The organism is Akkermansia massiliensis (genome assembly GCF_023516715.1).
GTDB lineage: Bacteria > Verrucomicrobiota > Verrucomicrobiia > Verrucomicrobiales > Akkermansiaceae > Akkermansia > Akkermansia massiliensis.
Window position 1 is genome coordinate 1,245,721 of sequence record NZ_JAMGSI010000001.1, and the last position, 23,546, is coordinate 1,269,266.

24 protein-coding genes and 1 tRNA gene are annotated in these 23,546 nt (G+C 59.7%); 13 read left to right on the plus strand and 12 right to left on the minus strand.

Going from position 1 to position 23,546, the window contains the following annotated elements; translation table 11 throughout:
• Positions 1 to 11: 11 nt before the first annotated feature.
• The 6 genes from M8N44_RS05340 to M8N44_RS05365 form a co-directional block, all read right to left on the minus strand.
• Entirely contained in the window at positions 12 to 1,022 is a 1,011-nt protein-coding gene (locus M8N44_RS05340; RefSeq protein WP_102728134.1) for an EamA family transporter, read from the minus strand.
• Between the two features lie 21 nt (positions 1,023 to 1,043).
• On the minus strand, positions 1,044 to 2,363 hold the full coding sequence (locus M8N44_RS05345) for a DUF418 domain-containing protein (protein ID WP_215709528.1): 1,320 nt from the start codon (positions 2,361 to 2,363) through the stop codon (positions 1,044 to 1,046).
• Positions 2,364 to 2,546: 183 nt separating this feature from the next.
• Positions 2,547 to 2,900 carry a cyclophilin-like fold protein gene (locus M8N44_RS05350; protein WP_022397142.1) on the minus strand — a complete coding sequence of 118 codons (354 nt, stop codon included), beginning with the start codon at positions 2,898 to 2,900 and terminating at the stop codon, positions 2,547 to 2,549.
• Positions 2,901 to 3,302: 402 nt separating this feature from the next.
• The gene (locus M8N44_RS05355) at positions 3,303 to 3,839 is read right to left on the minus strand and encodes a flavodoxin family protein (protein ID WP_102728133.1); all 537 of its coding nucleotides are present in this window, start codon (positions 3,837 to 3,839) and stop codon (positions 3,303 to 3,305) included.
• 17 nt (positions 3,840 to 3,856) lie between these two features.
• Positions 3,857 to 5,044, minus strand: coding sequence for an iron-containing alcohol dehydrogenase (locus M8N44_RS05360; RefSeq protein ID WP_249853042.1), 1,188 nt, complete (start codon positions 5,042 to 5,044; stop codon positions 3,857 to 3,859).
• Between the two features lie 424 nt (positions 5,045 to 5,468).
• Complete coding sequence (locus M8N44_RS05365; protein ID WP_146019686.1) at positions 5,469 to 5,786, minus strand: hypothetical protein; 318 nt, start codon at positions 5,784 to 5,786, stop codon at positions 5,469 to 5,471.
• Positions 5,787 to 5,898: 112 nt separating this feature from the next.
• Here M8N44_RS05365 and M8N44_RS05370 point away from each other — a divergent pair, with 112 nt between their 5' ends.
• Together M8N44_RS05370 and M8N44_RS05375 are read left to right on the plus strand one after the other, a co-directional pair.
• Positions 5,899 to 6,705: a LexA family protein gene (locus M8N44_RS05370; protein ID WP_249853043.1), complete on the plus strand. Its 807-nt coding sequence runs from the start codon at positions 5,899 to 5,901 to the stop codon at positions 6,703 to 6,705.
• 308 nt (positions 6,706 to 7,013) lie between these two features.
• Entirely contained in the window at positions 7,014 to 8,201 is a 1,188-nt protein-coding gene (locus tag M8N44_RS05375) for an acyltransferase family protein (protein WP_102728130.1), read from the plus strand.
• 115 nt (positions 8,202 to 8,316) lie between these two features.
• Here the strand turns inward: M8N44_RS05375 and M8N44_RS05380 are convergent, their stop codons facing one another.
• Together M8N44_RS05380 and M8N44_RS05385 are read right to left on the minus strand one after the other, a co-directional pair.
• A complete protein-coding gene (locus tag M8N44_RS05380) occupies positions 8,317 to 9,540 on the minus strand; it encodes a BACON domain-containing protein (protein ID WP_102749411.1) in 1,224 nt (407 codons plus the stop codon).
• A 546-nt stretch (positions 9,541 to 10,086) separates the two neighbouring features.
• Positions 10,087 to 10,161, minus strand: a tRNA-Gly gene (locus tag M8N44_RS05385).
• 188 nt (positions 10,162 to 10,349) lie between these two features.
• On the opposite strand from M8N44_RS05385, the gene M8N44_RS13910 reads away from it, so the two are divergent.
• Genes M8N44_RS13910 through M8N44_RS05395 form a run of 3 tightly spaced genes read left to right on the plus strand, consistent with a single transcriptional unit; the run spans position 10,350 to position 12,287 of the window.
• The gene (locus M8N44_RS13910; RefSeq protein ID WP_257228587.1) at positions 10,350 to 10,478 is read left to right on the plus strand and encodes a hypothetical protein; all 129 of its coding nucleotides are present in this window, start codon (positions 10,350 to 10,352) and stop codon (positions 10,476 to 10,478) included.
• A gap of 12 nt (positions 10,479 to 10,490) precedes the next feature.
• Positions 10,491 to 11,231, plus strand: coding sequence for a S1C family serine protease (locus M8N44_RS05390; protein ID WP_022397151.1), 741 nt, complete (start codon positions 10,491 to 10,493; stop codon positions 11,229 to 11,231).
• A 12-nt stretch (positions 11,232 to 11,243) separates the two neighbouring features.
• Entirely contained in the window at positions 11,244 to 12,287 is a 1,044-nt protein-coding gene (locus M8N44_RS05395; RefSeq protein WP_022397152.1) for a S1C family serine protease, read from the plus strand.
• 92 nt (positions 12,288 to 12,379) lie between these two features.
• Here M8N44_RS05395 and M8N44_RS05400 read toward each other — a convergent pair whose 3' ends face one another.
• Genes M8N44_RS05400 through M8N44_RS05415 form a run of 4 tightly spaced genes read right to left on the minus strand, consistent with a single transcriptional unit; the run spans position 12,380 to position 16,780 of the window.
• Complete coding sequence (locus M8N44_RS05400; RefSeq protein ID WP_022397153.1) at positions 12,380 to 13,225, minus strand: hypothetical protein; 846 nt, start codon at positions 13,223 to 13,225, stop codon at positions 12,380 to 12,382.
• Between the two features lie 35 nt (positions 13,226 to 13,260).
• On the minus strand, positions 13,261 to 14,781 hold the full coding sequence (locus tag M8N44_RS05405; protein ID WP_180975148.1) for an SUMF1/EgtB/PvdO family nonheme iron enzyme: 1,521 nt from the start codon (positions 14,779 to 14,781) through the stop codon (positions 13,261 to 13,263).
• A 14-nt stretch (positions 14,782 to 14,795) separates the two neighbouring features.
• Complete coding sequence (locus M8N44_RS05410; RefSeq protein WP_102728127.1) at positions 14,796 to 16,010, minus strand: tetratricopeptide repeat protein; 1,215 nt, start codon at positions 16,008 to 16,010, stop codon at positions 14,796 to 14,798.
• Positions 16,007 to 16,780, minus strand: a complete 774-nt coding sequence (locus M8N44_RS05415) for a hypothetical protein (protein WP_146021086.1) — start codon at positions 16,778 to 16,780, stop codon at positions 16,007 to 16,009. The genes M8N44_RS05410 and M8N44_RS05415 overlap by 4 nt, the downstream gene beginning before the upstream one ends.
• Positions 16,781 to 17,139: 359 nt before the next feature.
• Here M8N44_RS05415 and M8N44_RS05420 point away from each other — a divergent pair, with 359 nt between their 5' ends.
• From M8N44_RS05420 to M8N44_RS05455, 8 genes are all read left to right on the plus strand, one after another.
• A complete protein-coding gene (locus tag M8N44_RS05420; RefSeq protein WP_102733284.1) occupies positions 17,140 to 17,757 on the plus strand; it encodes a hypothetical protein in 618 nt (205 codons plus the stop codon).
• Positions 17,754 to 18,086 (plus strand): hypothetical protein, encoded by a 333-nt coding sequence (locus tag M8N44_RS05425; RefSeq protein WP_022397158.1) that lies wholly within the window; start codon positions 17,754 to 17,756, stop codon positions 18,084 to 18,086. Before M8N44_RS05420 ends, M8N44_RS05425 begins: the two co-directional genes overlap by 4 nt.
• A 43-nt stretch (positions 18,087 to 18,129) precedes the next feature.
• Positions 18,130 to 18,423 (plus strand): Asp-tRNA(Asn)/Glu-tRNA(Gln) amidotransferase subunit GatC, encoded by a 294-nt coding sequence (gatC, locus tag M8N44_RS05430; protein WP_022397159.1) that lies wholly within the window; start codon positions 18,130 to 18,132, stop codon positions 18,421 to 18,423.
• A 55-nt stretch (positions 18,424 to 18,478) separates the two neighbouring features.
• Positions 18,479 to 19,891, plus strand: a complete 1,413-nt coding sequence (gene gatA / locus M8N44_RS05435; RefSeq protein WP_102728124.1) for an Asp-tRNA(Asn)/Glu-tRNA(Gln) amidotransferase subunit GatA — start codon at positions 18,479 to 18,481, stop codon at positions 19,889 to 19,891.
• A 55-nt stretch (positions 19,892 to 19,946) separates the two neighbouring features.
• Entirely contained in the window at positions 19,947 to 20,930 is a 984-nt protein-coding gene (locus tag M8N44_RS05440) for an AAA family ATPase (RefSeq protein ID WP_012420813.1), read from the plus strand.
• Between the two features lie 95 nt (positions 20,931 to 21,025).
• Positions 21,026 to 21,916 (plus strand): DUF58 domain-containing protein, encoded by an 891-nt coding sequence (locus tag M8N44_RS05445; protein WP_022397161.1) that lies wholly within the window; start codon positions 21,026 to 21,028, stop codon positions 21,914 to 21,916.
• Between the two features lie 17 nt (positions 21,917 to 21,933).
• Positions 21,934 to 22,548: an MMPL family transporter gene (locus M8N44_RS05450; protein WP_022397162.1), complete on the plus strand. Its 615-nt coding sequence runs from the start codon at positions 21,934 to 21,936 to the stop codon at positions 22,546 to 22,548.
• A 6-nt stretch (positions 22,549 to 22,554) separates the two neighbouring features.
• A complete protein-coding gene (locus M8N44_RS05455; RefSeq protein ID WP_022397163.1) occupies positions 22,555 to 23,541 on the plus strand; it encodes a VWA domain-containing protein in 987 nt (328 codons plus the stop codon).
• Positions 23,542 to 23,546 lie beyond the last annotated feature (5 nt).

Sequence of the window (23,546 nt, forward strand, 5' to 3'; positions counted from 1 at the left end):
TGAAAACAACTTCATTTTTCAGATTCCCGGCACGATATTCCCTTTCTGTACGCCATGGCGGCCGCAGGGGAAAGCGCGCGCCCTTTCCCGGCGGAATCTTCCGGAGGCGTTCTCCTCACCAGCGCGATGCTCCCCAGGATGACGAACAGCCCGGCCATCCGCGCCCACGTCATCCCTTCCCCTCCCGCCGCGCACCCCAGGACGACGGCCACCAGGGGGTTCACATAGGCGTGCGTCCCTACTTCCGCCGCCGGACGAACCTTCAGCAGCCAGATATAGCTGGTGTACGCCAGGACGGAGCCGAACAGCACCAGATAAAGGAGTGACAGCCACGCGGAAGCAGGAACTTCCTCCCAATCCATGTTCTCCGGCTCCTTCCGGACGAGGGCCCAGCACCAGAACATCACCCCCGCCGCGAGCATCTGCCACGCCGCCCCGCCCACATTGTTGACCGCCTCCTCCGCGCAGGAACGGTACTTGGCGTACAGCGTCCCCAAAGCCCAGGAAACGCAGCCGAAAACCAGCAGCAGGATACCGTGCGCGCCCTGGCCGCCCCCTTCCTCCCGTCCAAGCTGCTCCGCGAACAAAAGGCCCACTCCCAGGAATCCGGCCGCTATCCCCGCCAAAACGGAAATGCTCCGGAAATTCCTGCGCCACATGGGAACATCCAGCGCGATAATCCAGATGGCCGTGGACGATGCGATGATCGCCACCAGGCTGCTGCTCAAATACTGCTGGGCCAGCATGACGACGGCCATATCCACGAAAAGGAGGATAATGCCGCTGACGGCGGACTTCCGGACCAGGGGACCCCGGAAAATATCCTCCCCCCTTGCCCGCCCGGCCAGCAGCAGAAGGAGCCCCGCCGTGCAGAAGCGCATTCCGCCCAGCAGAAACGGAGGGAACCCCTGCAGCGCCGTCCCGATAAAATAATAGGTGGATCCCCACACCACGTAAATCATCAGATACGCGGTGATGACTCCCAGCCGGCCCGGCGGCTCCGTGATTGGATAAACAGCCATTGGAAAACCTCCATGAACTCTTTACTTGTTAAAAGGAGCCGCCTTCCTTCCGGGGAAAACCGGAGTCTTCCGGAACAACCGGAGCCTTTTCCCGTACGTCAGCATGCGCCAGCCCCATTCCAGGGGGCCGAACAGGCAGAACTTCAGCCAGACGCGGCTGAACAGCGCCTGGAACAGGAAGACGGAGGCAGCTACCAGTTCCACCTGCGCCAGCCCCAGCCGGGCCCCCAGGCGGAAGCCTATTCCGTAAAACAGGACGATGCCCAGCACGGACTGCCCGATGTAATTGGTCAGCGCCATCCGCCCGGGAGCCGCCAGCGCCCGGAACAAGGGAGCGTCCTTCCGGCGAAGGAACCACAGGCAGAAAACGGACACATACGCCAGGCTGAGGGGAATAACGCTGACGGCATACAGGAAGGCCCCGGCCACGGGCCCGCCGCCCAGCAGGTGAAGCGCATGGGCGGCGTACAGGAAGGAAAGGGGCAGCCCCGCCAGAAAACCGCAGCGGCATACCCTCTTCAACAGCGTCCGCCGCCTCTCCAGATTCGCATAAATTCCGTTCCTTCCCACATACAGCCCCAGCAGGAACAAGCCCAGCACCTTGAAGACGCGGTTGCTCTCCAGCAGCTCCTGGACGCGGATGAACGCCCCGGACAGGGTGAACTTCAGAACGTCGGAATAATGTTCCCCGTCCACCAGCCATCTGCCGAAATTCGCGTCCGTAATCCCGCTGAGACCGTTGAAATACCGTACTGCGCCCCCCACCGGGGCGGCGAGGTCAAACCGGTAGCCTGAAAAAACCTTCAGGGCATCCATGAGAACGGGGCAGAAAACAAGCGCGGCGGCAATCGCCAGCAGCTTTCTGTCCGGCACATTCCGGAACAGCGGCAGCAGCAGGCCGGCCAGCGCATACAGAAGCAGGATGTCCCCGCTCCACAGGAGCATCAGGTGCAGCAGCCCGATCAGGGCCAGAAGGCCCATCCTGCGGTAAAAAACGGCGATGCCGTCGCGCCCCTTCTCCATGGAATGGGACATCATGATGGAAAAGCCGATGCCGAACAACAGGGAAAACAGGCTGTAAAACTTGCCGTCAATAAACACGTACTGGAGGAAGCGGACCACCCGGTCGATTCCGGCGGTGGGCATGGCGGAAACAACCTCCGGACTCTGGAACGTGTACAGGGAAAACTCCGGAAAATTCGCCAGGCAGATGCCGAAAAGCGCCAGTCCCCTCAAGGCGTCTAGAATCACGGAACGCTCCCGCGTGCTGACGGGCCCCATCCTGTCAACGGGAGGCATCCGCCCCTCCTTTCCCATCACCGGGCACCGCAGCGCACGCATTCAATAAATGTTTTATTTTCATATCATTAAAAAAATCTCATGTATCTTTAATATCTTTTCTCCCAAAAAAATGAGGCAACAGGCCCCCGCCCGGGAAAAACAGCCTTCTCCCGATTCCTTAAAAAAGGAACGCTGCCCCATCCCGGAGAACCGGGATAAAAACCTGCCGGACAAACCGGAAGGTCAGCGTTTCACGTCAATGGTCACGCGGATCTTTCCGGAAACATCCAGCGCCTTCATCCCTTCCCCGTCCACGCTCCCCAGAATCACCAGGCCGCGGGACGGCTCGAAGGCCTTCCTGAAAATGCACAAATTGCCCCACGGGGCGTAATAGGCGATGGCCCCCCGGAAGGGTTTCCCCATGGCCGGAGACCCGGCGGTGGACAACTTGCCGGGCAGAGGGCTGATCTTCTCGGTATCGCCGTAATCCTCCAGCGTCAGCGTCAGGGGAAGCCGGGCCACGAAATCCCTGGCGGCGGCATTGTCCTGAAGAGTGGCGGCAATTTCCTTTTCTCCTGCTTTAATCGTAATATTCATGGTGTTCGGGGATGGCTGGGGAGTCTCCGGCTCCGCGGCGCAACAGGGGGCAAGGAAAGCCCCTGCCGCGTACAAATATGGTAATAATTTTTTCATCGTCTATATTTTAATAGGAATGGCTGCCCGGCAGGATTGAACGGGACCGGGAATCCCCGCGAAGAAGGAAAAAACGGCTGCCGGCCTTCTCCGGCAACGGAAGGCGCACCACAGGCAGGAGAGAAGCCGGAAACATTGCCGGAGCTTTTCTTCCCGCGGCGCCCCCATCCCCACCCGGGAAATCGGACGCCGCGGGAAGCTGTCTCACCTATCCTCGCTGGGCGCAAAAAACATTCTATATGAAATCCGGTTGATATTATTCCATGGGCGGTTTTACGGCTGATCTTCTTTAGTGGGGAAAAAGGCTCAAACCCCTATCCCCATGATTCTGGCCTGCTTCATGGCCGGATTGCCCTTGATGCCGCCCATCTTCCAGGCCCCGGTGCCGTAAACCACGCCTTTCTCCACCGCCCCTTCCAGGCAGTCCAGAAAACCGCGGAAGCACTCCACGGTGCGCTCCATATTGGCCCGGTTATCCTCCGCCGCGGCCAGAATGAAGTAAAACTCCTTGTCACGGATGTCCAGATAACGGGGGACCGTGCGGTCGATAAACGTCTTCATCTGGCCGCACAGCGTATAAAAATACACGGGAGTGGCCAGCACGATGACATCCGCTTCCAGCAGCTTGTCCAGCAACTCTTCCATATCGTCCTTCTGGAGGCAGGCGTGGGTGTCATGGCACACGCCGCAGCCGCGGCAATAGCCGATGCGCTTCTCCGCCAGGCGCACCTTCTCCACGTCATGCCCTGCGTCCCGCGCCCCCTTCATGAACTCATCGCACAGGAGGTCGGAATTGCCGCCCTTGCGCGGACTGGAGGAAATGATTAAAATCTTCTTGCTCATGGTACAGGCTCCCCGGCTTACAGATAAGACTTCCGGTAAATGGAAACGCAATCCTCCACGGACAGCTCCGCGCGGTCGCACTGGAACAGGAACCCCATGGTTTCCCGCGCATTGTGAGCCATTTTCCCGAACTCCTCCGGCGCAATGCCGTAATCGCTCATGCGCAGGCCGCTTACGCCGCAATCCCGTTGCAGCCTGTCCAGCATGGTGATGAAATCCATGGGGTCCGCCGCCTCCGGCATTCCCATGGCCTGCGCCATGCGGACAAAGCGTTCATCCGCCACATGCCGTTCAATCAGGTGCGTAAAATACGCCTTGCTGATCATGATGAGGCCGGCCCCGTGGGGCAGCTCCTGATGGTAGGCGGACAAGGCATGCTCCAGGGAATGCTCGCTGGTGCAGCGGCCCACGCACATCACGTAGCCGGACAGGGTATTGCCGAAGGCCACATGGGTACGGGCCTTCAGGTCGGAGCCGTCGGCCACCGCCCTGGGCAGGTAGCGGCTGATATGCTTAATGGCCTCCAGGGCGTACATGTCGCTCATCAGGTTCGTGCCGTTGGAAACGTAACCCTCCACGCTGTGGAACAGGGCGTCAAAGCCCTGGAAGGCCGTAAACAGCGGAGGAACGGTAAGCATCAGCTCCGGGTCCACGATGGAAAGCGCCGGAAACAGGTCCGGATGGACAAAGCCCGTCTTTTCATGCGTTTTCTCGTTCGTGATGACAGTGCCCGCGTCCGCCTCCGATCCGGTGCCGGCGGTGGTGGTAATGGCAACGATCGGCAGGGGCCTGTTGGAAACCGACTTCCCCTTCCCCGTGCCGGAGGGAATGTAATCCCAGTAATCGCCGTCATTCACTGCGATCAGCGCGATGGACTTGGCGGCGTCCATGCAGCTCCCTCCGCCCAGGGCGATGATAAAATCGCAGCCGTGTTCCCGGGCGAACCGGCCTCCGGCATTGACGGTTGAATTCAGGGGATTGGGCTCCACCCGGTCAAAGATGGCGCAGGCGATTCCGGCCTTGTCCAGTTGCCCCGTGAGGCGGTCCAGATAACCGTTGGCCCGGGTGGATTTCCCGTTGGAAATGACGATCATGGCCTTGCGGCCCGGCAATGCTTCCGCATGCAGGTTCTCCAGTTGCCCGGCCCCGAAAAGAAGCCGGGTGGGCACATGCATGAGAAAGGCGGAATGGGTATGGTTTGACATGATGACAGGTTGGTTTAAAGGCCGCTTCCCGGACTCCCGGAACACCCGTCCGGAAACGGGAAGCAACACACTACCTATCATCTAAAAGGTTACACCTGCTCTAATGAAAGAAAAATCTTAAAAATAATTTTATCTTTATTTTAAATAACTTATTACCAAATATTTCCGACACAAAAAAATAATTATCCCCTGCCATTTCCTCCTCAAAAAAGAGACGATTTCTATTCATTCCCCCCACCGCCACGGAGAAGCTCCGCAACAATGGAAGCTCATCCGGACTCCGGTTCCCCACTGGAACCTTTCATTCCTTCGCAAGCCGTTTCAACCGAGGGAAAACGGACCCGGCTTCATCAAACGCAGTCCCTGTTTATTTCCGGGAGCGGCGCCACAAAAAAACGCTCAGGAACTCCGGCCAGGGTCCGGCTTACGGCCTTATGGAACAGGATGGCTTGGAAGCCTGCAAATCGGAATTATCCATTTCCACGGCCAGCCAGAATACGCCGACGGCCAACAGGCCGAAAGCACAAGCCCCCGCAACGGAAAGAACGGTCATCACCATTTTCTGCCGTTCCGCCTTTGCCCTGCATTGACGGACCAGCGTTTGCACTGCGCCGCAGACTGCCCCCAGGCGGCCGCGCCATCCTTCTTCCCCGGAGGGCTGTCTTTTGGGATGCAGGTCGGGCCTCATCATCACGGAATACGGGAACGGCTCCGGCTTCATCATGGAAATGTCCAAAGGCATGTACTTCATGACTTCTTTTTTAACGATATTCGTTAATCAGTCAACATATTTTTCACGGATTTAATTTACTTCTTTCTATCGACAATTCACGAAAATCGTGTATCATCAAACCATGACACCGACAAAAGGGGACGTGAAAAACTGGCTGAAAGCCATCGGAAAGGACCGTGACTGGCTCGCCAGGGAATGCGGCACGGAGAAAGGAACGGTCAACAACTGGCTTTCCCCCTCCGGCCCCTTCCCCTCCAACGCCATTTTGAAAATCCACTCCCTGATGTCCCAATACGGGCCGGCTCAGCCGGAAAATGAGGCTATCCAGACCAACCGCCTTGTGCTGGAAATCACGGAGGAACGCATGAGGAAATACGAAAGGGCCGCCTCTGAAAAGGGAGTTCCCCTGCGCCAGTGGCTGACGGAACTGGCGGACCAGGCGGCGGACGCGCGCCAGCTCCGGACGGGGCAAAGCTCCTTCATTCCCTTGGCGGAACAACTCCCGTCCCTTGCCGGACATGCCGGGCGCGAATACAGCACGCAGATTGTCGGCAACATCGCCGCGGGCTCCCTTGCGGAAAGCGATACCGTCCCGTCCACCATTTACATGGAAAGGCCCTTGGGCAAAAATGAATACGTGGTCCGCGTAGAAGGAAAATCCATGGAACCCCTCATCCCGGACGGCGCGCTGGTAGTCATGCGGCGCCATACGGCTCCGCCCGTCCCCAAGCCGGGAACCATCGTGGAATACAACGACGGACGCGGCGTCACGCTGAAAAAACTGATCCGGAAGAAAAATGCGGAAACGGGAAAAATGGAACATGTCCTGCAACCCATCAATCCCCCGTTCAAGGATATTGCCCCCATGGAGGGAGGCAGCATCTCCGGAATATACGTGGAAACGCTAGCGAACTCCCGCAAGGGGTAGCCTTCTCCCCCATCATACAGAAAAAGGCCCTCCCTTTTCCCCACCCCCTCCCGCCTCTAAAGCCGTCTTCTCTCCCTGCCCGGCGGTGATTCCCCCTATTCCCCCTATTCCCCCCTATAAAGCCCTATGATAAAGGACAATGGATGAAAGAACTTGCAGGGTGGAATGGTATTTGATTAGGTAACGCGAAAACTGCGCCTCCGGATGATTTCTCCCCTGTACGGGGCTATCCGTAGCGGGGAATGGGCTGATACGGCGGACACTCTCTCAAAGCAAAACAAAAACAACATTAAAAAACAGCTTCTCCTATGTCGAACTCACAGAACTCTCCCATCCCACCCGGAAGTGAAAAACATCACTACCACATTCTTGACGGATTGCGCGGGGTGGCCGCCATTGTCGTCGTGTGGTTCCATATCTTTGAAGCATACGCCACCAGCCATGTGGACCAAATCATCAACCACGGCTACCTGGCCGTTGACTTCTTCTTCATGCTGTCCGGGTTCGTCATCGGTTACGCCTACGACAACCGCTGGAAAACGATGACGACCGGGGAATTCATCAAGCGCCGCCTCATACGCCTGCAGCCCATGGTGGCGATCGGGGCGGTCATCGGCGCACTCATCTTTTATTTCCAGGGCTGTTCCGTATGGGATGTGTCCCAGGTCACGGTCATCTCCCTGCTGGTCGCCACCTTCGTCAATGTCCTGCTGATTCCGTCGCCTCCCGGTCTGGAAATCCGGGGACTGGGAGAGATGTACCCGCTCAACGGGCCAAGCTGGTCGCTATTCTTTGAATACATCGGCAACCTTCTCTATGCGCTGTTCATCCGGAAACTCTCCACGCGCTCCCTGGCGGCGCTGGTGATCCTGGCCGGATGCGGCCTGGCTTCCTTCAGCTTCTGGGGGCCCAATGGAGACATATGCTCCGGCTTCGCCATGACCGGCACGGAATGGACAGGCGGCTCCCTGCGCCTGCTGTACTCCTTCTCCGCCGGGCTGCTTCTGTTCCGCCTGTTCAAGCCCGTCAACATCAAGGGTTCCTTCTGGCTGTGCGGCATCTCCCTCGCCATCCTGCTGGCCATGCCCCGCCTGGGAGGAGAAGACGCTTTCTGGATGAACAGCCTCTATGAAACCGTGTGCTTCGCGGTCTTCTTCCCCCTTATCCTCCTCTTTGGCGCTTCCGGAAAAATCACTGATCCCTATACGGATAAAATATGCCGGTTCCTGGGCAGAATCTCCTACCCCCTGTACATGGTGCATTACCCGTTCATCTATCTGTATTATGCGTGGGTGAAAAACGGAGACCTCTCCTTCTCTGAATCCCTCCCCGGTGCCCTGGCCGTCGTCATCGGGAGCATCCTGCTGGCCTGGCTGTGCCTGAAATTCTACGATGAACCGGTCCGGAGCTTCCTGGCGAAGCATTTCCTGAAACGGAAAAATAACCGCAGCCTTGAGCCTTCATCTTCCGTACTCCAAAAAAAGACGGACGGCTAAAAGCCGCCCGTCTGAATGCGAACCAATGTTCCTGCTGTCGTTTGATTCGGACAGCCGCTTCAAGCGTTACTGTCCATCAGTCCAGAGCAGGCCATGACCGTTATTTACGCCTGCCTCACGCTTGGACAGTTTGCGTGATGACGACTTTTTCATAGGCTTTAACTCCGGCCGCCTCATGGTTGCCATCCGTCGCAAGGATGAGCGAGCCATTCCGCGTTTCTTCCGCAGCTCCGGCTGATACGGTCACGACAGCGCCGTTCTCCCAATGCTCCGCACCTGCGTCCAGCCAGTCGGGCTTTGAAACCAGCGTCCATGCAGAACCGGCGCCGGAATTCAGCGTCAACGAAGAGCTTCCCCCGGCAGAAGGCAGATCAATACCGGATAAAGGAGCATTCGAATTGCGCTCAACCCATTTGGAACGGGAATAGGGAAGCGGCTGCTTGCCGAGCCAGTCCCTCAGCTTGTTATCTTCCACGTGCGCTATGGCGGAATAAATTTCACTGTTACCATGAAACAGCAATTGAGCTTCAGTGATAGCGTAACCCTGTGAGGCCGGCGTAGCGGCGATAAGCTTCAGTTCTCCTGAGGGCGTCACGTAATACACGTCCAGATACTGGTGGCGGTAGGCATAAATGAGGCGTGCCATTTTAACATTGTAAAATTCCTCCGGCATATCCCATTCATAAACGCTCAGCACCCCCGGAGCCACGGCGGAATTCGAGAGCCTGGAATGATATTTCACCCGGAATTTGCGCAGAGCACTGTCGATTTGAAGACTGATATAAATGCCGGCGGCATTGCCTGTTTGCCGTATGGTATGGGCATAGGCATAATGATCTTCCGGAGGAGCGGTAAAATCCGCAAACGTGCATGAGCCCACCTCAAAAACGGCCCGTTCATCCGGAACAAAATTGATTTGTACGACAACCTTGTCCTTGCTCCACCATCCCCACGGGTTTCCGGTGCCTCCCACTTTTACCGGCCTTCCGTCGGCAGGCCTGGAGATATTGAACCCCATAGGCCCCTTCTGCTTAACCGTCGCGTTGAAGGCGCTTATCAGAGGTATGCAGGAACAAGCCGTCACCTTCGCGAGCATGCGCCCGGTTTCCAGTGCGTCCGATGTTACGGGGCCGTTCAGAACGACAGCCCCGTTGAATGTTTCCACGCCTGCGTGCGTGTTGTTGCCGGTGTAAGTGCCGGATGAGTCAGGAATAGCGGCGGCGGAATTCCAGGCCGTACGCTCTTCTTCCGTAAGATGCATCGTTGTATTCCCGGTATGTCCGGTTACTTCCTCCTGGGATGCCAGGGTGACTCCATTGAGAATATTAATAGTATTCATGGTTTTGTTTATTATTGTTACTTGTAATGAAGTGGCATGACGACTCTGCTGCCTTCATATCCATGATGGTAACTCCGAAAACATTCTCACTCGCGAAAAGCCTGCGGTCTTCCCGGATTTTGACAGCTTCAACGGTTAGGCGGCTTCTATGGTGTTTCCACAGGAGCCCTTTTTTCCAGCCGGGACAACAGGAATCTGATCCAGCCATCCCCTAGTTTAACGTGTCCTCCATTTTCCGAATACACAGCAATCATTGCTGCCACTTCAAAAAAATCCTGTATCTGTTGCAGAAAAATAGCATCCTGCATGAAGCGTCAACTTCCTCCAGGATATTTCTCCACCCTATCTTAAAACATTCATCGTCAATGATTTTCTAAATATACAACAGACAGCCTTGATTTTATTGACTGTAACATTCAGGTTTCAGCAGGCAGTAACGGTTTTGACGATAATTCCGGTTACTCGGGATAATAGGATACTATTAGAACGGCCCGCAATTGTTATTCTCTGAAAACAAAAAACTTCCTGAAATTAGGAAGTTAAAAATGGAGCGGATGATGGGATTCGAACCCACGACATCAACCTTGGCAAGGTTGCGCTCTACCCCTGAGCTACATCCGCTTGGATGGGTCAGCGGACCGGAACCGACCGCTGGGGAGGTTTATACGCCCGTTGCGGGAAAAAGCAACCTTTATTTTGGCAATTTCCCCATACGCCATCCATCCTTTTTCTGCCGAACTGCATCAAAGTGTGGCTTATAAATGAAATTCTCTCGTCAGAATGAAAGACACATTCTATGCTGTGGCGGCATGAAAGAATTGCTCATTACCCTGATCACGCTGGCGGGCCTGTTCATCGGCGTGTATTATCACGATTCCCTGGCGGGAGGCGGACAGGCAGACCAGCAGAAGGCGGAAGCTCCCGCCTCTGAACAGTAGTCCCCGGCAATCATGAACACGGCTTTCCGGAAACCCTGTTTTTCCGCCATTCTCTGCGGAGCGGCCCTGCTGGCTCCGCAGGCACGGGCGCAGTCCGCCGACAGCGCCGGAATCCTTTCCACCACGCCGCAGTCCGTGGAGGACCTCCAGCGGATTGAACACCAGCTCCAGCAGGTGCTTCCCCGGGTGCTCCCCGCCCTGGTCTGCATTGAAGTGAACAACGGCAGCGGCACCGGCATTCTGGTTTCGGAAAAAGGCCTGATTTTTTCAGCGGCCCATGTCGTTGATAAACAAGGAACCGTGCTCAAGATCATCCTGCCGGACGGCACCCGCCTGCCGGGAAAAACCACGGCGCAGAACAGCGATTCGGACGCCGGAACGGCTGAAATCACGACCAAATTGAACAAGAACCTTCCCCGCGTGGAGAAGGCGGAGAAACTGCCCCGCGTGGGGGACTGGGTGTTCGCGCTGGGGCACGGAGGCGGCCTGGACCAGAAACGCGGCCCGATGGTGCGCCTGGGGAGGGTGGTTTCCCTCAAGCACGGCGTCATTCAGACGGATTGCAAGCTGATCCGCGGGGATTCCGGCGGCCCTCTTTTCAACCTGAACGGGGAATTGATCGGCATTCACAGCCGGGTGGGTTCCGGGCTTGAAGACAATCTCCACGTTCCCATGAAGGATTTCGACGCACTGATGGAATCTCCCGCAGGCGGAAAGGCCCCCCTGCCTCCGTCACCGGAACGGGACGGCTAGCTTTTTCCCTCCATGGTCATGAAACTCTCCTCCTGCGCCTGCCTGCTGCCCCTGGCCTGTTCCCTTCTTCCCTCCGCCCTGGCGGAAGGGTTTAACGGGAGCCTGGATTTTGAACAGCGCATCAACGGGAAAACCGTTCTGAAAACCATTGAGCCCATCCGGGAACGGCTCCAGGATTTGAGCGCGGTTTTCTTTTCCGGCCATGACGTCGTGATTTACGGCATTGTACTGAGTCCGGACGGCTACATCGCCACCAAGGCCTCGGAACTCCATTACCACCAGAACCTGGTGGTCCGGATAGGTTCCTCCAAGTACGGCCATTTCAAGGAGATTGGCACGGACCCGGCCACGGACATTGCCGTGGTGAAGGTGGACGCCGCCAGCCTGCCCGCCCCCGGCCCCGTCAGCAATGAGGCCGCCATGGGCATGATGGTGGTCAGCAACGGCTCCACCACCCGCACTTCCAGGCGCCCCCAGCTGGGCACCCTAAGCGCGGCGCGGCGGCCCATCCCGAACGGAGACACGGCCTACATGGGCGTGATTTTCGGCACCCCCTGCTCCATTCAGGAGGTCGTCAAGGACGGTCCCGCCGCCAAGGCGGGAGCCATGGCCGGAGACGAGATTCTGGAGGTGGACGGCACGCCCATCACCACGCTGGAAGCCGTTTCCCCCATCCTGTCCAAGAAGGAGATCGGGGAAAAAGTGACGCTGAAGGTCAGGCGCAAGGGCAAAAAGCTTTCCTACGCCATCACGCTGGGCTCCCGGCGGCAGGCCCTGGGGGAAGACGCTCCCGAGGATTCCAACGACCTGATCAGCGGGGGCTTCAGCAAACGCAGGGATGATTTTCCGATGGTCCTCCAGCATGACACCCCTTCCCGGCATACGCTGATGGGCGGCCCGCTGCTCAACCTGAAAGGGGAGCTCATCGGCATGAACATCGCCAGAGTGAACCGGGCGGAAAATTACGCCCTGCCCATCAGCGTGGTGCAGGAGAGCGTGCAGCGCATCCTGAAAAACGCGCCGCAGCCGGAAAGGAAGCCGCAGGGGGATTCCTGAACCGTCTTCCACTCCTTTCCGGCGCAGGGAACGGCCCGGCGTCCATTTTTCTTGTTTTTCCTCCCGCGCAACAACCGGCAACACCGGGCGGATTACATGCCCGGAACGTCCGCGGCGTCCGGCACCGTCTTGGGCTGCACGGTGGGGTCATAATGGACGGCTCCCGTCACGCGCACGCTGCCGTCCGGGAGAAAGACCATGGAGGGGGTGCCCATCACCTTTTTGTAGTATTGGAGCTTTTCCATGGTTCCGCGGTAGTTGATGCGGGAATACGCGCCCAGCATGGGCGTGGTGGGGAAGAAGACGTGCACGTTCGCCTTGCCGTCCACCATGCACTGCGGGCGGGTGGTGCCCAGCCAGTCCCCGATGCATACGGCATTGTAGGCCACGCCCGTATCCGGGTCCTTCGTCTGCACGTACAGTTTCTGGATTCCGCGCACGGCAATAGTGCAGATGGAGAAGGTGCACCGCTTGGCGCTGGAGGGAATGGCTACGGTCTGGGACCACATGGGCGTGCCCGTCCGGACGGCGAACAGGGATTTCTGGGAGGCGAACATGTCCTTCTGGTTGGGCATTTTCACGACGGCCTGCACATGGTAGTTCCCCTCACGTGACAGGTCATAGAAGTGCCGCAGGTCAATTTTACGGGAGACGCTCATGCCGGCCGGCACCTTGAGCGGAGGGAACATGGCGAATTTGGACTGGGGGAGTTCCGCGCCCGCGGTGGAGTGCTCCACATGGATGTCCAGCCAGGAGGAATATTCCTGGCTTTTCAGTTCCACGGGCACGCCGGAGTTGTTGGTGATGGTCAGCCTCATGTACATGGCCTCCCCGCTGAGGAAGGTTTTCTTTTCCGGAACTACTTTCACATAGATCTGGGCCAGGGCCCCGGACGCCCCCATCAGGGCCAGCAGCAGCATTGCAAGGATGTGTTTCATGGTATTGGTTTGTCGAGTATGTGTTTTTAAACAGGTCAGCGGACGTCCCGCACGATTCTGAAGCCCAGGTTGTCCCGGCTTTCACCGCGGGAGCGCAGGTATTCCACCCGGTTGGTGATGCCGGGCTGCCTCCAGTCCCCGCCGCAGGCCACCGGGCCCGGCGGCTCCTTCACGCGCGCGGGGTCCTTTTCCATGGAAGAGGTCCATTCCATCACGCCGGAAGCCATGCCGCAAATGCCCGTCTTTAAGTCGTAATCATTGCTGTATCTGTCAATCACCAGGGTCTTGTCTCCCTTTTCACCCGTTTCCAGCATGTTCCCCAGGGCCATCCATTCCCCGCGCGCGGGCAGGCGGTAACGCGGCTCTCCGGGGGCCACGGGCTTCCAGCTCGCGTATGCCCAGGCATCCCAGAAGGTGACGTTGACGACGGGGGAGCGGGGCGTTATTTTCCTGCCCTTCCATTTGCCTCCTGAAGTGGAGGCCGCCTTCCACATGGCTTCCCAGTCCTCGGGGATATGGGTGGCGGTCTGCTTGTCCGGCTGGTCCGGATGGGAGTATTCCTCCCTCAGTTCCGGGGTAAGGCGCGCCCACTGGTCCAGAAACAGGCGGTAGGATTCCAGGGTAATTTCATGGGCCCCCACGATCAGTTCCCCGCCGCCGGGAAGGTTCACGCGGACTTCCGTATGGTCGCTGGCGCAGAAATCCGGATAGTGTTTCGGCGCCGGGGGCGGAGCAGGCGTGGAGGTTTCCTCCCGGGGGAATAAAAGAAAAACGGCAGCCGCGGCTATTCCTGCGCCCAGCAGGCCCGTTCCGGTCCAGAGCATCCATTTTCCGGAGTTTCTGCGGGGTTCCACGGGAACGGTATAGCGGTGCGTGGTGGCGCGAGGGGAAAGCCCCAGCTGTTCGCGGACCGCGGCAATCAGCTCCATGACCTGGTCCCACTGCATCGGCTTGCCGTTCTGGCCCTCCCGCATCCATTCCAGCAGGGTGCGCATGCGGGTGGTTCCGGGCACGTCCGGCGTCACCAGGGGCAGCAGGTCGGCCCCCAGGCGTTTCATCTGCGCACGGGATATTTCTTCATGAAAGTCGCCGGGCATGGCCGTATTCATCAGCCGCACGGCGGATTTGTCATCCAGGAAGATGTGGCGCGGCTCCATGACGTTGAAGGCGGTTTGCAGGCGTTCATACCTGCCGCACATGCCGCCGACCGTTTCAATCACTTTCAGCAGGTCCTTCATGGACAGGGTCTGCCCGCGGTCCAGCATGGACTGGAGGGAGGCCCCCCCCAGTTGCTCGCTGGTGACGAACCAGTACCCCTGGGCCTGGGATGCCTCATAGACGGTTCCCAGCACCGGCGCGCTGACGGCGGCGCGCGTGCGGGCCTTCATCAGAAAATCCTCCACGCCCACGCCTTCCGGGTTGTCCGGCTCCAGCAGCTCCAGGAACACGGAGCGGTCCATGCCCTGCTGGATGGCCTGGTAGAGCATCCCCCCCCGCGTGCGGCCAATGAACGCCACCAGCGTATAGTCGCCGAAGTTGTGGGGGAGGTCGAACATGGACGATTCAGGCATCAGGGAGGCAGCAGGGAGTCATAGGAGTCGGAAACCGGAGACGCCTCCACCGGGGGAAGCAGGCCGCCGTCATAAATTTCAGGCATGCCGGAAGGGGAACTCTGGTTCATCTGTTCCAGCAAAAATAGCACAGGCGGGGAGGCATGGCAATCCATCGGTTCACCCTTGTAGTACAATTTGGCGGTGTAGCCGTAGTACTTGAGGCTTCCGTAAGCGATCGTCTCCTCCTCCGTCAGGGGGGGCATATAGTAGGTCACCTCCATGATTTCCTCTCCGTCCGCCCAGTCCGCAGGTTCCGTGACGCACCGCGAGGAGGGTTCCGGAGCGTGCGTTTTTTCCACCTTTTTGCCGTTGACCTTGTCAAAGAACTGGACGATGACGCGCAGGTCCTCCGGCCTGACGTTCAGGCCATCCTTCATCAGGATGGGTACGATCAGCTTGACGCGCTCCCCGGCGGGGCATTCCGGGTCCCGGTATTCCAGAATGGTGCCGAAGGACATATCGCCCCGCAGGTCCGCAGGGCTGGAAAAACCGGCCTGGAGGTGCTGGGCCGCGCGCGCAAAGTATTTCCCCGCCTTTTCCCGCTGGGTGTATACTTTCAGAAAAAATTCCCGGGATTTATCCGCATTCCTCAGCCATTCATAGGTGAGGCCGTAGTAATAAAGCACCACCGGGTTGTCCGGCTCCAGCCTCATGGCCTGCTCCAGCTTCACCACCGCTACTTTAAGGTCTCCGTCAATCTGGGCATACCGCGCCGCCTTGACCAGCTCCGCCACCTCCTCCGTCATGGGCGGCATGGCTTCCGCCGGGTTCTCAGCCGGCAGGGGTGACTGGCCGGAGACGCCTTCCCCTCCCGGGACTGGGGCTGCCACTGCCGCAGGGACCGGGTCGCCCGCCGGATCCGACAAATCGGCGGCCCGGAGCATTTCCTCCACGGAACGGGGTTTTTCAGAAGAACCCGCCGGAACGGCCGCAATGCCTGCCGTATCCGGTTCGTCCCCTTCTTCAACAGCCGCCGGCCCTTCCGGATTTTGCTGCACCGGAACGGGTACGGGCGTTTCCACCACTTTTTCCACCACCACGGTGCGGGCGGTCAGGCTGAAGGAGACGCCCACCATCAGCAGCAGGACGAACGCCAGCGCGCCCAGCGTCCAGCAGGCGATGCCGAACGCGCGGTCACGGGCGTTCTTTTCCGGTGGAAGGGATTCGCTCATACGGCATCCTCGTCATCCTTCCGGGCAGGCGTGCCGCCGGACTCCGGAGCTTCTTCATAGTCAACTACCTCACCCCGGTAAAGGGAAAGAAGGGCCTTCATGAAATCTTCCGCGTTATTGGGGGAATCCTCCTTCCGGAAGCCGCCGTAGGTCAGGCCGTCCAGCCTGATCCGGTCCCCTCCGCATTCCGGGTTCAGCGTCGCAATAGCCAGCCCCTTCATCTTCCATCTGCGCAAGTCCAGCCGGGCGATGTCATCCACGTGGAAGACCCTGCCGGCAGCCGTTACCTGCCCTTCCTTCAGGGCCATTTTCCTGCCGCGCGTCCTCACCAGGAAAAACAGCGCCACCAGGGCCAGCACCATGCAGATGCTTCCGGCCACCCATTGTTCAAAAATCTTGGAGGCGTCATACGGGTGGTCCACCGGCTTGATGGGGTAGCGTTTTTCTCCGGAATAGGATTGCCACGCGGCGCTCCAGCCCTTGCCGGGGGCGGACATCAGCCTGTAATCCGCCAGAACGTCAGGCCACGGCGTCGCGTCCCGGTCCACGCCGGACGGGACCTGGTACTCTTCCGGGAATTCAACCGTGCGCTCCAGAACGGTGCGCTCCCAGTCCTGCGGGGAGGCCCCGTTCCCGCTCACCTCACGGTCAAAGAGGGCTCCCGCGTCCACAAACGCCTTGTGCATGAAAAACTCCAGGTTCTTCTGGGGATACCCGGTGGAAGCATCGTAATAAAAATACACTCCGAACCCCAGGAACATGAGAGCCATGATAACCGCCCTGCCGGTAAACCACATGGTCGGCTTACATTCTACCGTGTCAGACTGCATGTTTCTTACATACCAGCAATTCCATGCCCTTGACCATAAAAAAAGTGCACGGCATCCACCTTTGCGGGAAAGCGGGGCGCCATGCCGCCCGGAGGACAGTCCGGACGCACGGCTCCGGAAGAAAAAAAGCCTCGGCATTCCCCGCCGGAAACATACTTGAAAAATCACTTTTTACCTTCTTCTTGGCTTGATTTATTTTGTGAAAGTTAAATAATAACACGCGCAGGGATTCCCCGGCACGGCCATACCGGCCGGGAATGCTGCAATCCCGCACACCGGCCGCATCATTTTTACCGCGTATGAAACCAAGCAATCCCCAATACCGCCGCATGGATGCCGATCCCGGCTACCATCCCCAGGAAGACGACCAGGTGGATGCCGACATGGAACAGGCCCAGCTCCGACTGGAACAACTGCGGAAGGAAAAGGAGGAGGTGGAAAGCTCCCGCCGCCGCCTGGAGGAAACCCACCTGCGCAAGGCCCGCTTCATGGACCAGCAGAACGAACTGGGCGACCGCATGGTCAACGCCGCGGACCTCATCGGCAGGGAGGTGGAAAGCCTTCGCCAGGAAAGCAATGAGCTGGAGCAGATTCACATGGCCCTGACGCGGAGCCTGAAAATGCTCAGCACCGTGCGCCCGGACGAATGGCCCATTGAAAACACGGACAACCTCATCAACCAGGGCCAGCAGGTCATCGACCGCTGCGAGGAGGAATTCGCGGACGCCGTCCAGCAGTGCGCCCGCATGCAGCACACCAAGGTGCTTACGGGCGTGCGCCGTTCCAGCAAGGTGCGCATCAGCTCCCGTGAATTCATGACCCAGTTCCTCCAGGGCCTTTCCTTCCACCTTCCCCTGCTCCTGATTGCCCTTATCATCCTCTTCTTCATCTGGATTTTCAGCCCCTCCGCATCATGATTAAAAGAAAGACCAAACGCCGTTCCTCCGAACTGGCAGAACTGGACCGCGCCTCACGGGAAATTGAGAACCGCATCCAGGAATTGGAAGCCTCTCTCAAACGTCCGGCCCAGCAAACGCGCATGCGCCTGGACCGCAATACCATGCCCCCGCCGGACCGCGTGCGGGAAGGCACCCAGAACCGCGCCCTGCGCGCCGTGGTGGCCCGCGACGGCCGCGCCACCAACATGAGGCGGGAGCTGCGTGAAAACTTCATGCTGCTGGGCCTGCTGGTCTGCGCCATCGCCGCCTCCTTCTGCTGGATCGTCCGCCTGCTGGAACAGCAATAGGCCTCACCCTCCCTTTCTCTTATATATTACGCACGTTCCCATCATGAGCACGCCCCAAATCGACGTAGCCTACATTGCCAAACTGGCGCGCATCGACCTGACGGAGGAAGAAGCCGCCCTCTTTTCCAAGGACCTGGACAAAGTCCTGGCCTACATCACCAAGCTGGAATCCTACGACGTCACGGGCATCGCCCCCATGAACCATCCCCTGCCCACGATGGACGTAATGCGCAAGGACGTTCCGGAACCCGGCCTTTCCCAGGAGGAAGCCCTTTCCAACGCCCCCCAGCAGTCCCAGGGGCAGTTCCGCACGCCCAAGGTGGTGGAATCCGCCTGACATCCTCCCGGTCCCTCCCTTTTCACGTTTCAACCGTTCTTATCCCTTTCTTTCCATGTCAAGCATTCAAGGCACCCTGGCCCAGTGGCGCGACCGCCTGCGCCGCAAGGAACTTTCCCCCGCCGAACTGGTCAACCTGACGGCGGACGCCATTGAGGCGGACCGGACCACCAACGCCTATATCTCCTTTGACCGCGAGGCCGCCCTCAAGGCCGCGGCCGCGGCCGATACGTCCAGCCCCCTGGCCGGCATCCCCATCGCCGTGAAGGACAACATCAACGTCCTGGGCCAGCCGACACGCTGCGCCTCCCGCCTTCTGGCTCCCTATGCTTCTCCCTATGACGCCACCTCCATCCGCCTGCTGAAGGCGGCGGGCGGCATTCCCCTGGGCCGCACGAACATGGATGAATTCGCCATGGGCGCCAGCGGTGAAAACTCCGCCTACGGCGTCACGCGCAACCCGAACGCTCCGGACCACATCCCCGGCGGTTCTTCCAGCGGCTCCGCCGCCGCCGTCGCGTCCGCCACAGCCATCGCCGCGCTCGGTTCGGATACGGGCGGCTCCATCCGGCAGCCCGCCGGGCACTGTGGCATCGTGGGCCTCAAGCCCACCTACGGGCGCGTTTCCCGCTACGGGCTGGTGGCCTTCGCCTCTTCCCTGGACCAGATCGGCCCCATGACCCGGACGGTGGAAGACGCCGCCATCCTGCTCCAGGCCATCTCTGGTCACGACCCGAAGGATTCCACGTCCGCAGACGAGCCCGTGCCGGACTTTGAGGACGCGCTGGGCCGTGACGTCAAGGGCCTGAAAGTGGGCATCCCCGCGGAATATTTCACCTCCGGCAACCATCCGGGCATTTCCGAGGCCGTGCAGAACACCGTGAAGCAACTGGAAAGCCTGGGCGCGGAACTGGTGGAAATCAGCCTTCCCCACGCGGACGCCGTGGTGGCCGCCTATTATATCATCGCCTGCGCGGAGGCCTCCTCCAACCTCTCCCGGTTTGACGGCGTGCGCTACGGCAAGCGGGCGGAAGACGCCGCCGGCCTGGTGGAACTTTTCTCACGCACCCGTGAAGAAGGCTTCGGACCTGAAGTCAAGCGCCGCATCATCCTGGGAACCTACGTCCTCAGCTCCGGCTACTATGACGCCTACTACTCCCGCGCGCAGAAGGTCCGCTCCCTGGTCGCCAGGGACTTCGCGGAAGCCTTTTCCAGGGCGGACATCATCGTAGGCCCCACCTCTCCCGCCCCCGCCCCCAAAATCGGGGACTCCGCGCTGGACCACCTCCAGACCTACCTGGCGGACATCTACACCATCCCCGCCAACCTGGCCGGGCTGCCCGCCATGTCCATCCCCTGCGGAACCGTGAAGGAAGGCGGCATGGAGCTCCCCGTGGGCTTCCAGATGACGGCCCCCCATTTCCGGGAAGACCTTCTCTTGAAAACCGGATTTGCCCTTGGGAAATAATCGGAATTTTTCAACGCAAGCGCCCGGCAGACTGTCTCACCCGCTATTAAGAATCATGGACACCCGAGAATTCAACGAAATTATCGCCGCGAACTCATCGTGGATTTCTGCTCTCAGAACGGAGGTAGGCAAGGTGGTCATCGGCCAGCAGGCGCTGGTGGACAGGTTGATCCTCAGCCTCCTCTGCAAGGGACACGTCCTGCTGGAAGGCGTGCCCGGCCTCGCCAAGACGCTCTCCGTAAAAGCCATGGCGGGCACGCTGCACGCGCAGTTCGCCCGCATCCAGTTCACGCCGGACCTTCTGCCGGCGGACTTGCTGGGCACCATGATCTATAATCCGGAGGAAAGGCAGTTCACTGCCAAGAAAGGCCCGATCTTCGCCAATCTCATCCTGGCGGACGAAATCAACCGCGCCCCGGCCAAGGTCCAGTCCGCCCTGCTGGAAGCCATGCAGGAACGTCAGGTAACCCTGGGGGAAACCACCTACCGCCTGCCGGACCCCTTCCTGGTGCTTGCCACGCAGAACCCCATTGACCAGGAAGGCACCTACCAGCTTCCGGAAGCCCAGCTTGACCGCTTCCTCTTCAAGGTTCTGGTCACCTACCCCACGCGCGAAGAAGAACTCCAGGTGCTGGACCTCATGGCCAGCTCCGCCAAGCCGCCGGAAACCTCCCCGGTCACCACGCCGGAACAGGTGGCGGCCTCCCGCGACCTGGTGAACCAGATTTACATTGACGACGCCGTGCGCGGCTACATCGTGGACCTGGTGCGCGCCACCCGCTTCCCGGAAACGGTGGACGTGAAACTGCGCGGCCTCATCCGCGCGGGCGCATCCCCGCGCGCCACCATCAACCTGGCCCTGGCGGCCCGCGCCAACGCCTTCATGCACCACCGCTCCTTCGTCACCCCGCAGGACATCAAGGACCTGGCCCATGACATCCTGCGCCACCGCATCCTTCTCTCCTATGAGGCGGAAGCGGAAAACATCTCCACGGACGACGTCATCGACCACATCCTGACGAAGGTTCCCGTGCCGTGACGGCAGGAGGCGGCTCCCCCGTCCGCCCTTATCCTTCAGCCCCCGCGGGGCGCCTCACCGGAACCTGATTGAATTCAAACAGGGAGGATCACTTCATGGATAAAGCCTCAGACATTCTCAAGCGCGTGCGCCGCATTGAACTGCGCGCCAGGCATCTGGCCACGGAAAACTTCGCCGGGCAATACCAGTCCGGCTTCCGCGGCCAGGGGCTGGACTTTGACGACTTCCGGGAATACACGCCGGGAGACGATCCCCGCTTCATTGACTGGAAGGTGACGGCCAGGATGAACTCCCCCTTCGTGCGTCGCTTCCGGGAGGAACGGGAGCAGGCCGTCATTCTGGCGGTGGACGTCAGCGGCTCCATGCACTACGCCTCCTCCGCGGCCCGGGCTTCCAAGCTGGACTATGCGGCGGAAGTGGCCGCGGTGCTCGCCTTCAGCGCGGCCCAGAGCGGGGACAAGTGCGGCCTTCTCATTTACGGGAACAGCCACTCCCATTACATTCCCCCGGCCAAGGGCATCAAGCAGACCCTGCGCATCGTCCGTGAAATCGTAGCCAGTAAAAACGACGGGGCGGATCAAAGCATCGCGGAGGTAGCCCGGCAGCTCGTCCTTTCCCAGAAAAAGGCAGCCATGGTCATCATGCTCAGCGACTTCTGGAGCGAGCACAACAAGGCCGCCCTGGGACAGCTCAACTTCAAGCACGACTTCATCCCCATCCGCATCGCGGACCCGATGGAGCTGCACCTTCCGGACGCCGGGCGCGTCATCCTGAAAGACCCGGAAACCGGCAAAAGCATGTTCCTGAACCTCGCCCGCCAGGACGTCCGGGAAGCCCACGCCAACGTCGTGCACCTGCACCGTGAAAAATGGACGCAGGACTTCCGCCGCCTGGGCATCGATTTCCTGGACCTCCAGACCACGGACAACTTCATGCCGCCCCTCCAGGCCCTCTTCACCAGGAGGTCCCGCAAATTCTCACGCTAAACCCTTCTCCGCCAGCCATGCCAGCACCCGCCACCTTCCAGACTCCCCCCACGGCCATTCCGGAACCGCCGGCCTTCCCCACGCTGATGGAAACGCAGTCCCCGGACGCCTACCTTCAAGCGGGCTTCTGGGATACGTGGGGCATCTGGATCATGCTCGCCTCCATCCTGCTGGCCGTCGCCATAGCCGTCATCGTGCTCATCCGCAGGAAAGGGCGCACCCCCGCCGCGCCGCTCAGCCCGGCGGAAACCGCTATCCGGGACATCACGATGCTCCGGGAAACCCACCCCTCCCTCAGGCAGGCCGCCGTGGAATTCTCCCTGCTCCTCCGGAAATACCTGGTGGGGGAAACCAAAGACCCGGCGCTGTATGAAACCCAGCAGGAATTCAACCGCCGGGCGGACGCGCTCACCGCGCTCCCCTCGGAACTCCAGGGTCCCACGCGCGACCTGCTGGACCGCATGGCCTCCCTGAAATATGAGCCGGACACTCCGGAAAACGACTCCCTGGTCAACGAACTGGCGGACGACACGGTCCAACTCATCAACGACATAGAAGCGGACGCACACCGCACGAAGGAGGAAACGGACCTCGTCGTCAAAAAACCTTCCCCACGCCCCAACCAACGCTAGCACACCATGACGGAACACTTCCAATTCGCACAACCTGAATGGCTCTATGTCCTTCCCTTCATCTTGTGCCTCATTATCCTCCGCCGCAGGCGGGGGGCGGAAGGCTCCATCACCTACCCGACCGTTCGCTTCATCTCCTCCCTGGCGCGCAATCCCCAATCCCTGGCCGGAAAAATAGGGGCCATTTGCTTCGTGCTGGCGGCGGCGGCCCTCGCCATCGCGCTGGCGCGCCCCCAAAAAGTGGAGGATAAAACCTTCCGCACCGTCAACGGCATTGACATCATGATCGCCTTTGACCTCTCCTACTCCATGGAGACGCCGGACATGGTCCTCAACCGCATGCCCATCAACCGCCTGGTGGCCGCCAAGCATGTCATCACCCAATTCGTCGACAGCCGTCCGGACGACCGCATCGGCATCGTGGGCTTTGCCGGGAAAACCAAATCCTTCTGTCCGCTCACGCTGGACCACGCCCTGGTCAACGGCATCATCCGGGACTTCCATCCTCGCATGATCCAGGCGGACGGCACGGCCATCGGCTCCGCCATTGCGGCGGCGGCCACCCGGCTGGATGACCGCAAGGACACCAAATCCAAAATCATCATCCTGGTGACGGACGGCGCCTCCAACTCCGGCCAGATATCCCCGCTGGTGGCGGCGGAAAACGCGGCCAAGCTGGGCATCAAGATTTATACCATCGCCGTGGGCACGGAAGAAGGCACCCTGGCGAACGGAATGGTGGTGCAAAGCGAATTTGACGAACCCACCCTGCGGAAAATAGCCCAGCTCACGGGCGGGGAGCACTTCCGGGCCACGAACATGGCCTCCTTCAACAAGGCGTTCGCCTCCATCGGCAAGCTGGAAAAAAGCGAGGCCAAGGTGCAGACCGTCCGCCACATTGAAGAATACTTCATGTACTTCCTCGTAACGGGCGCCGCGCTGACGCTTCTGGGCCTCTCCCTGCAAGTGCTCAAACCGGCCCCCGCCCCGTAACACCA

Bases quoted from the DNA above. Each gene is read 5' to 3' on its own strand.
- M8N44_RS05340 (WP_102728134.1), bottom strand. From the start codon at position 1,022: ATGGCTGTTTATCCAATCACGGAGCCGCCGGGCCGGCTGGGAGTCATC.
- M8N44_RS05345 (WP_215709528.1), bottom strand. From the start codon at position 2,363: ATGCGTGCGCTGCGGTGCCCGGTGATGGGAAAGGAGGGGCGGATGCCT.
- M8N44_RS05350 (WP_022397142.1), bottom strand. From the start codon at position 2,900: ATGAATATTACGATTAAAGCAGGAGAAAAGGAAATTGCCGCCACTCTT.
- M8N44_RS05355 (WP_102728133.1), bottom strand. From the start codon at position 3,839: ATGAGCAAGAAGATTTTAATCATTTCCTCCAGTCCGCGCAAGGGCGGC.
- M8N44_RS05360 (WP_249853042.1), bottom strand. From the start codon at position 5,044: ATGTCAAACCATACCCATTCCGCCTTTCTCATGCATGTGCCCACCCGG.
- M8N44_RS05365 (WP_146019686.1), bottom strand. From the start codon at position 5,786: ATGCCTTTGGACATTTCCATGATGAAGCCGGAGCCGTTCCCGTATTCC.
- M8N44_RS05370 (WP_249853043.1), top strand. From the start codon at position 5,899: ATGACACCGACAAAAGGGGACGTGAAAAACTGGCTGAAAGCCATCGGA.
- M8N44_RS05375 (WP_102728130.1), top strand. From the start codon at position 7,014: ATGTCGAACTCACAGAACTCTCCCATCCCACCCGGAAGTGAAAAACAT.
- M8N44_RS05380 (WP_102749411.1), bottom strand. From the start codon at position 9,540: ATGAATACTATTAATATTCTCAATGGAGTCACCCTGGCATCCCAGGAG.
- M8N44_RS13910 (WP_257228587.1), top strand. From the start codon at position 10,350: ATGAAAGAATTGCTCATTACCCTGATCACGCTGGCGGGCCTGTTCATC.
- M8N44_RS05390 (WP_022397151.1), top strand. From the start codon at position 10,491: ATGAACACGGCTTTCCGGAAACCCTGTTTTTCCGCCATTCTCTGCGGA.
- M8N44_RS05395 (WP_022397152.1), top strand. From the start codon at position 11,244: ATGGTCATGAAACTCTCCTCCTGCGCCTGCCTGCTGCCCCTGGCCTGT.
- M8N44_RS05400 (WP_022397153.1), bottom strand. From the start codon at position 13,225: ATGAAACACATCCTTGCAATGCTGCTGCTGGCCCTGATGGGGGCGTCC.
- M8N44_RS05405 (WP_180975148.1), bottom strand. From the start codon at position 14,781: ATGTTCGACCTCCCCCACAACTTCGGCGACTATACGCTGGTGGCGTTC.
- M8N44_RS05410 (WP_102728127.1), bottom strand. From the start codon at position 16,010: ATGAGCGAATCCCTTCCACCGGAAAAGAACGCCCGTGACCGCGCGTTC.
- M8N44_RS05415 (WP_146021086.1), bottom strand. From the start codon at position 16,780: ATGGCTCTCATGTTCCTGGGGTTCGGAGTGTATTTTTATTACGATGCT.
- M8N44_RS05420 (WP_102733284.1), top strand. From the start codon at position 17,140: ATGAAACCAAGCAATCCCCAATACCGCCGCATGGATGCCGATCCCGGC.
- M8N44_RS05425 (WP_022397158.1), top strand. From the start codon at position 17,754: ATGATTAAAAGAAAGACCAAACGCCGTTCCTCCGAACTGGCAGAACTG.
- gatC (WP_022397159.1), top strand. From the start codon at position 18,130: ATGAGCACGCCCCAAATCGACGTAGCCTACATTGCCAAACTGGCGCGC.
- gatA (WP_102728124.1), top strand. From the start codon at position 18,479: ATGTCAAGCATTCAAGGCACCCTGGCCCAGTGGCGCGACCGCCTGCGC.
- M8N44_RS05440 (WP_012420813.1), top strand. From the start codon at position 19,947: ATGGACACCCGAGAATTCAACGAAATTATCGCCGCGAACTCATCGTGG.
- M8N44_RS05445 (WP_022397161.1), top strand. From the start codon at position 21,026: ATGGATAAAGCCTCAGACATTCTCAAGCGCGTGCGCCGCATTGAACTG.
- M8N44_RS05450 (WP_022397162.1), top strand. From the start codon at position 21,934: ATGCCAGCACCCGCCACCTTCCAGACTCCCCCCACGGCCATTCCGGAA.
- M8N44_RS05455 (WP_022397163.1), top strand. From the start codon at position 22,555: ATGACGGAACACTTCCAATTCGCACAACCTGAATGGCTCTATGTCCTT.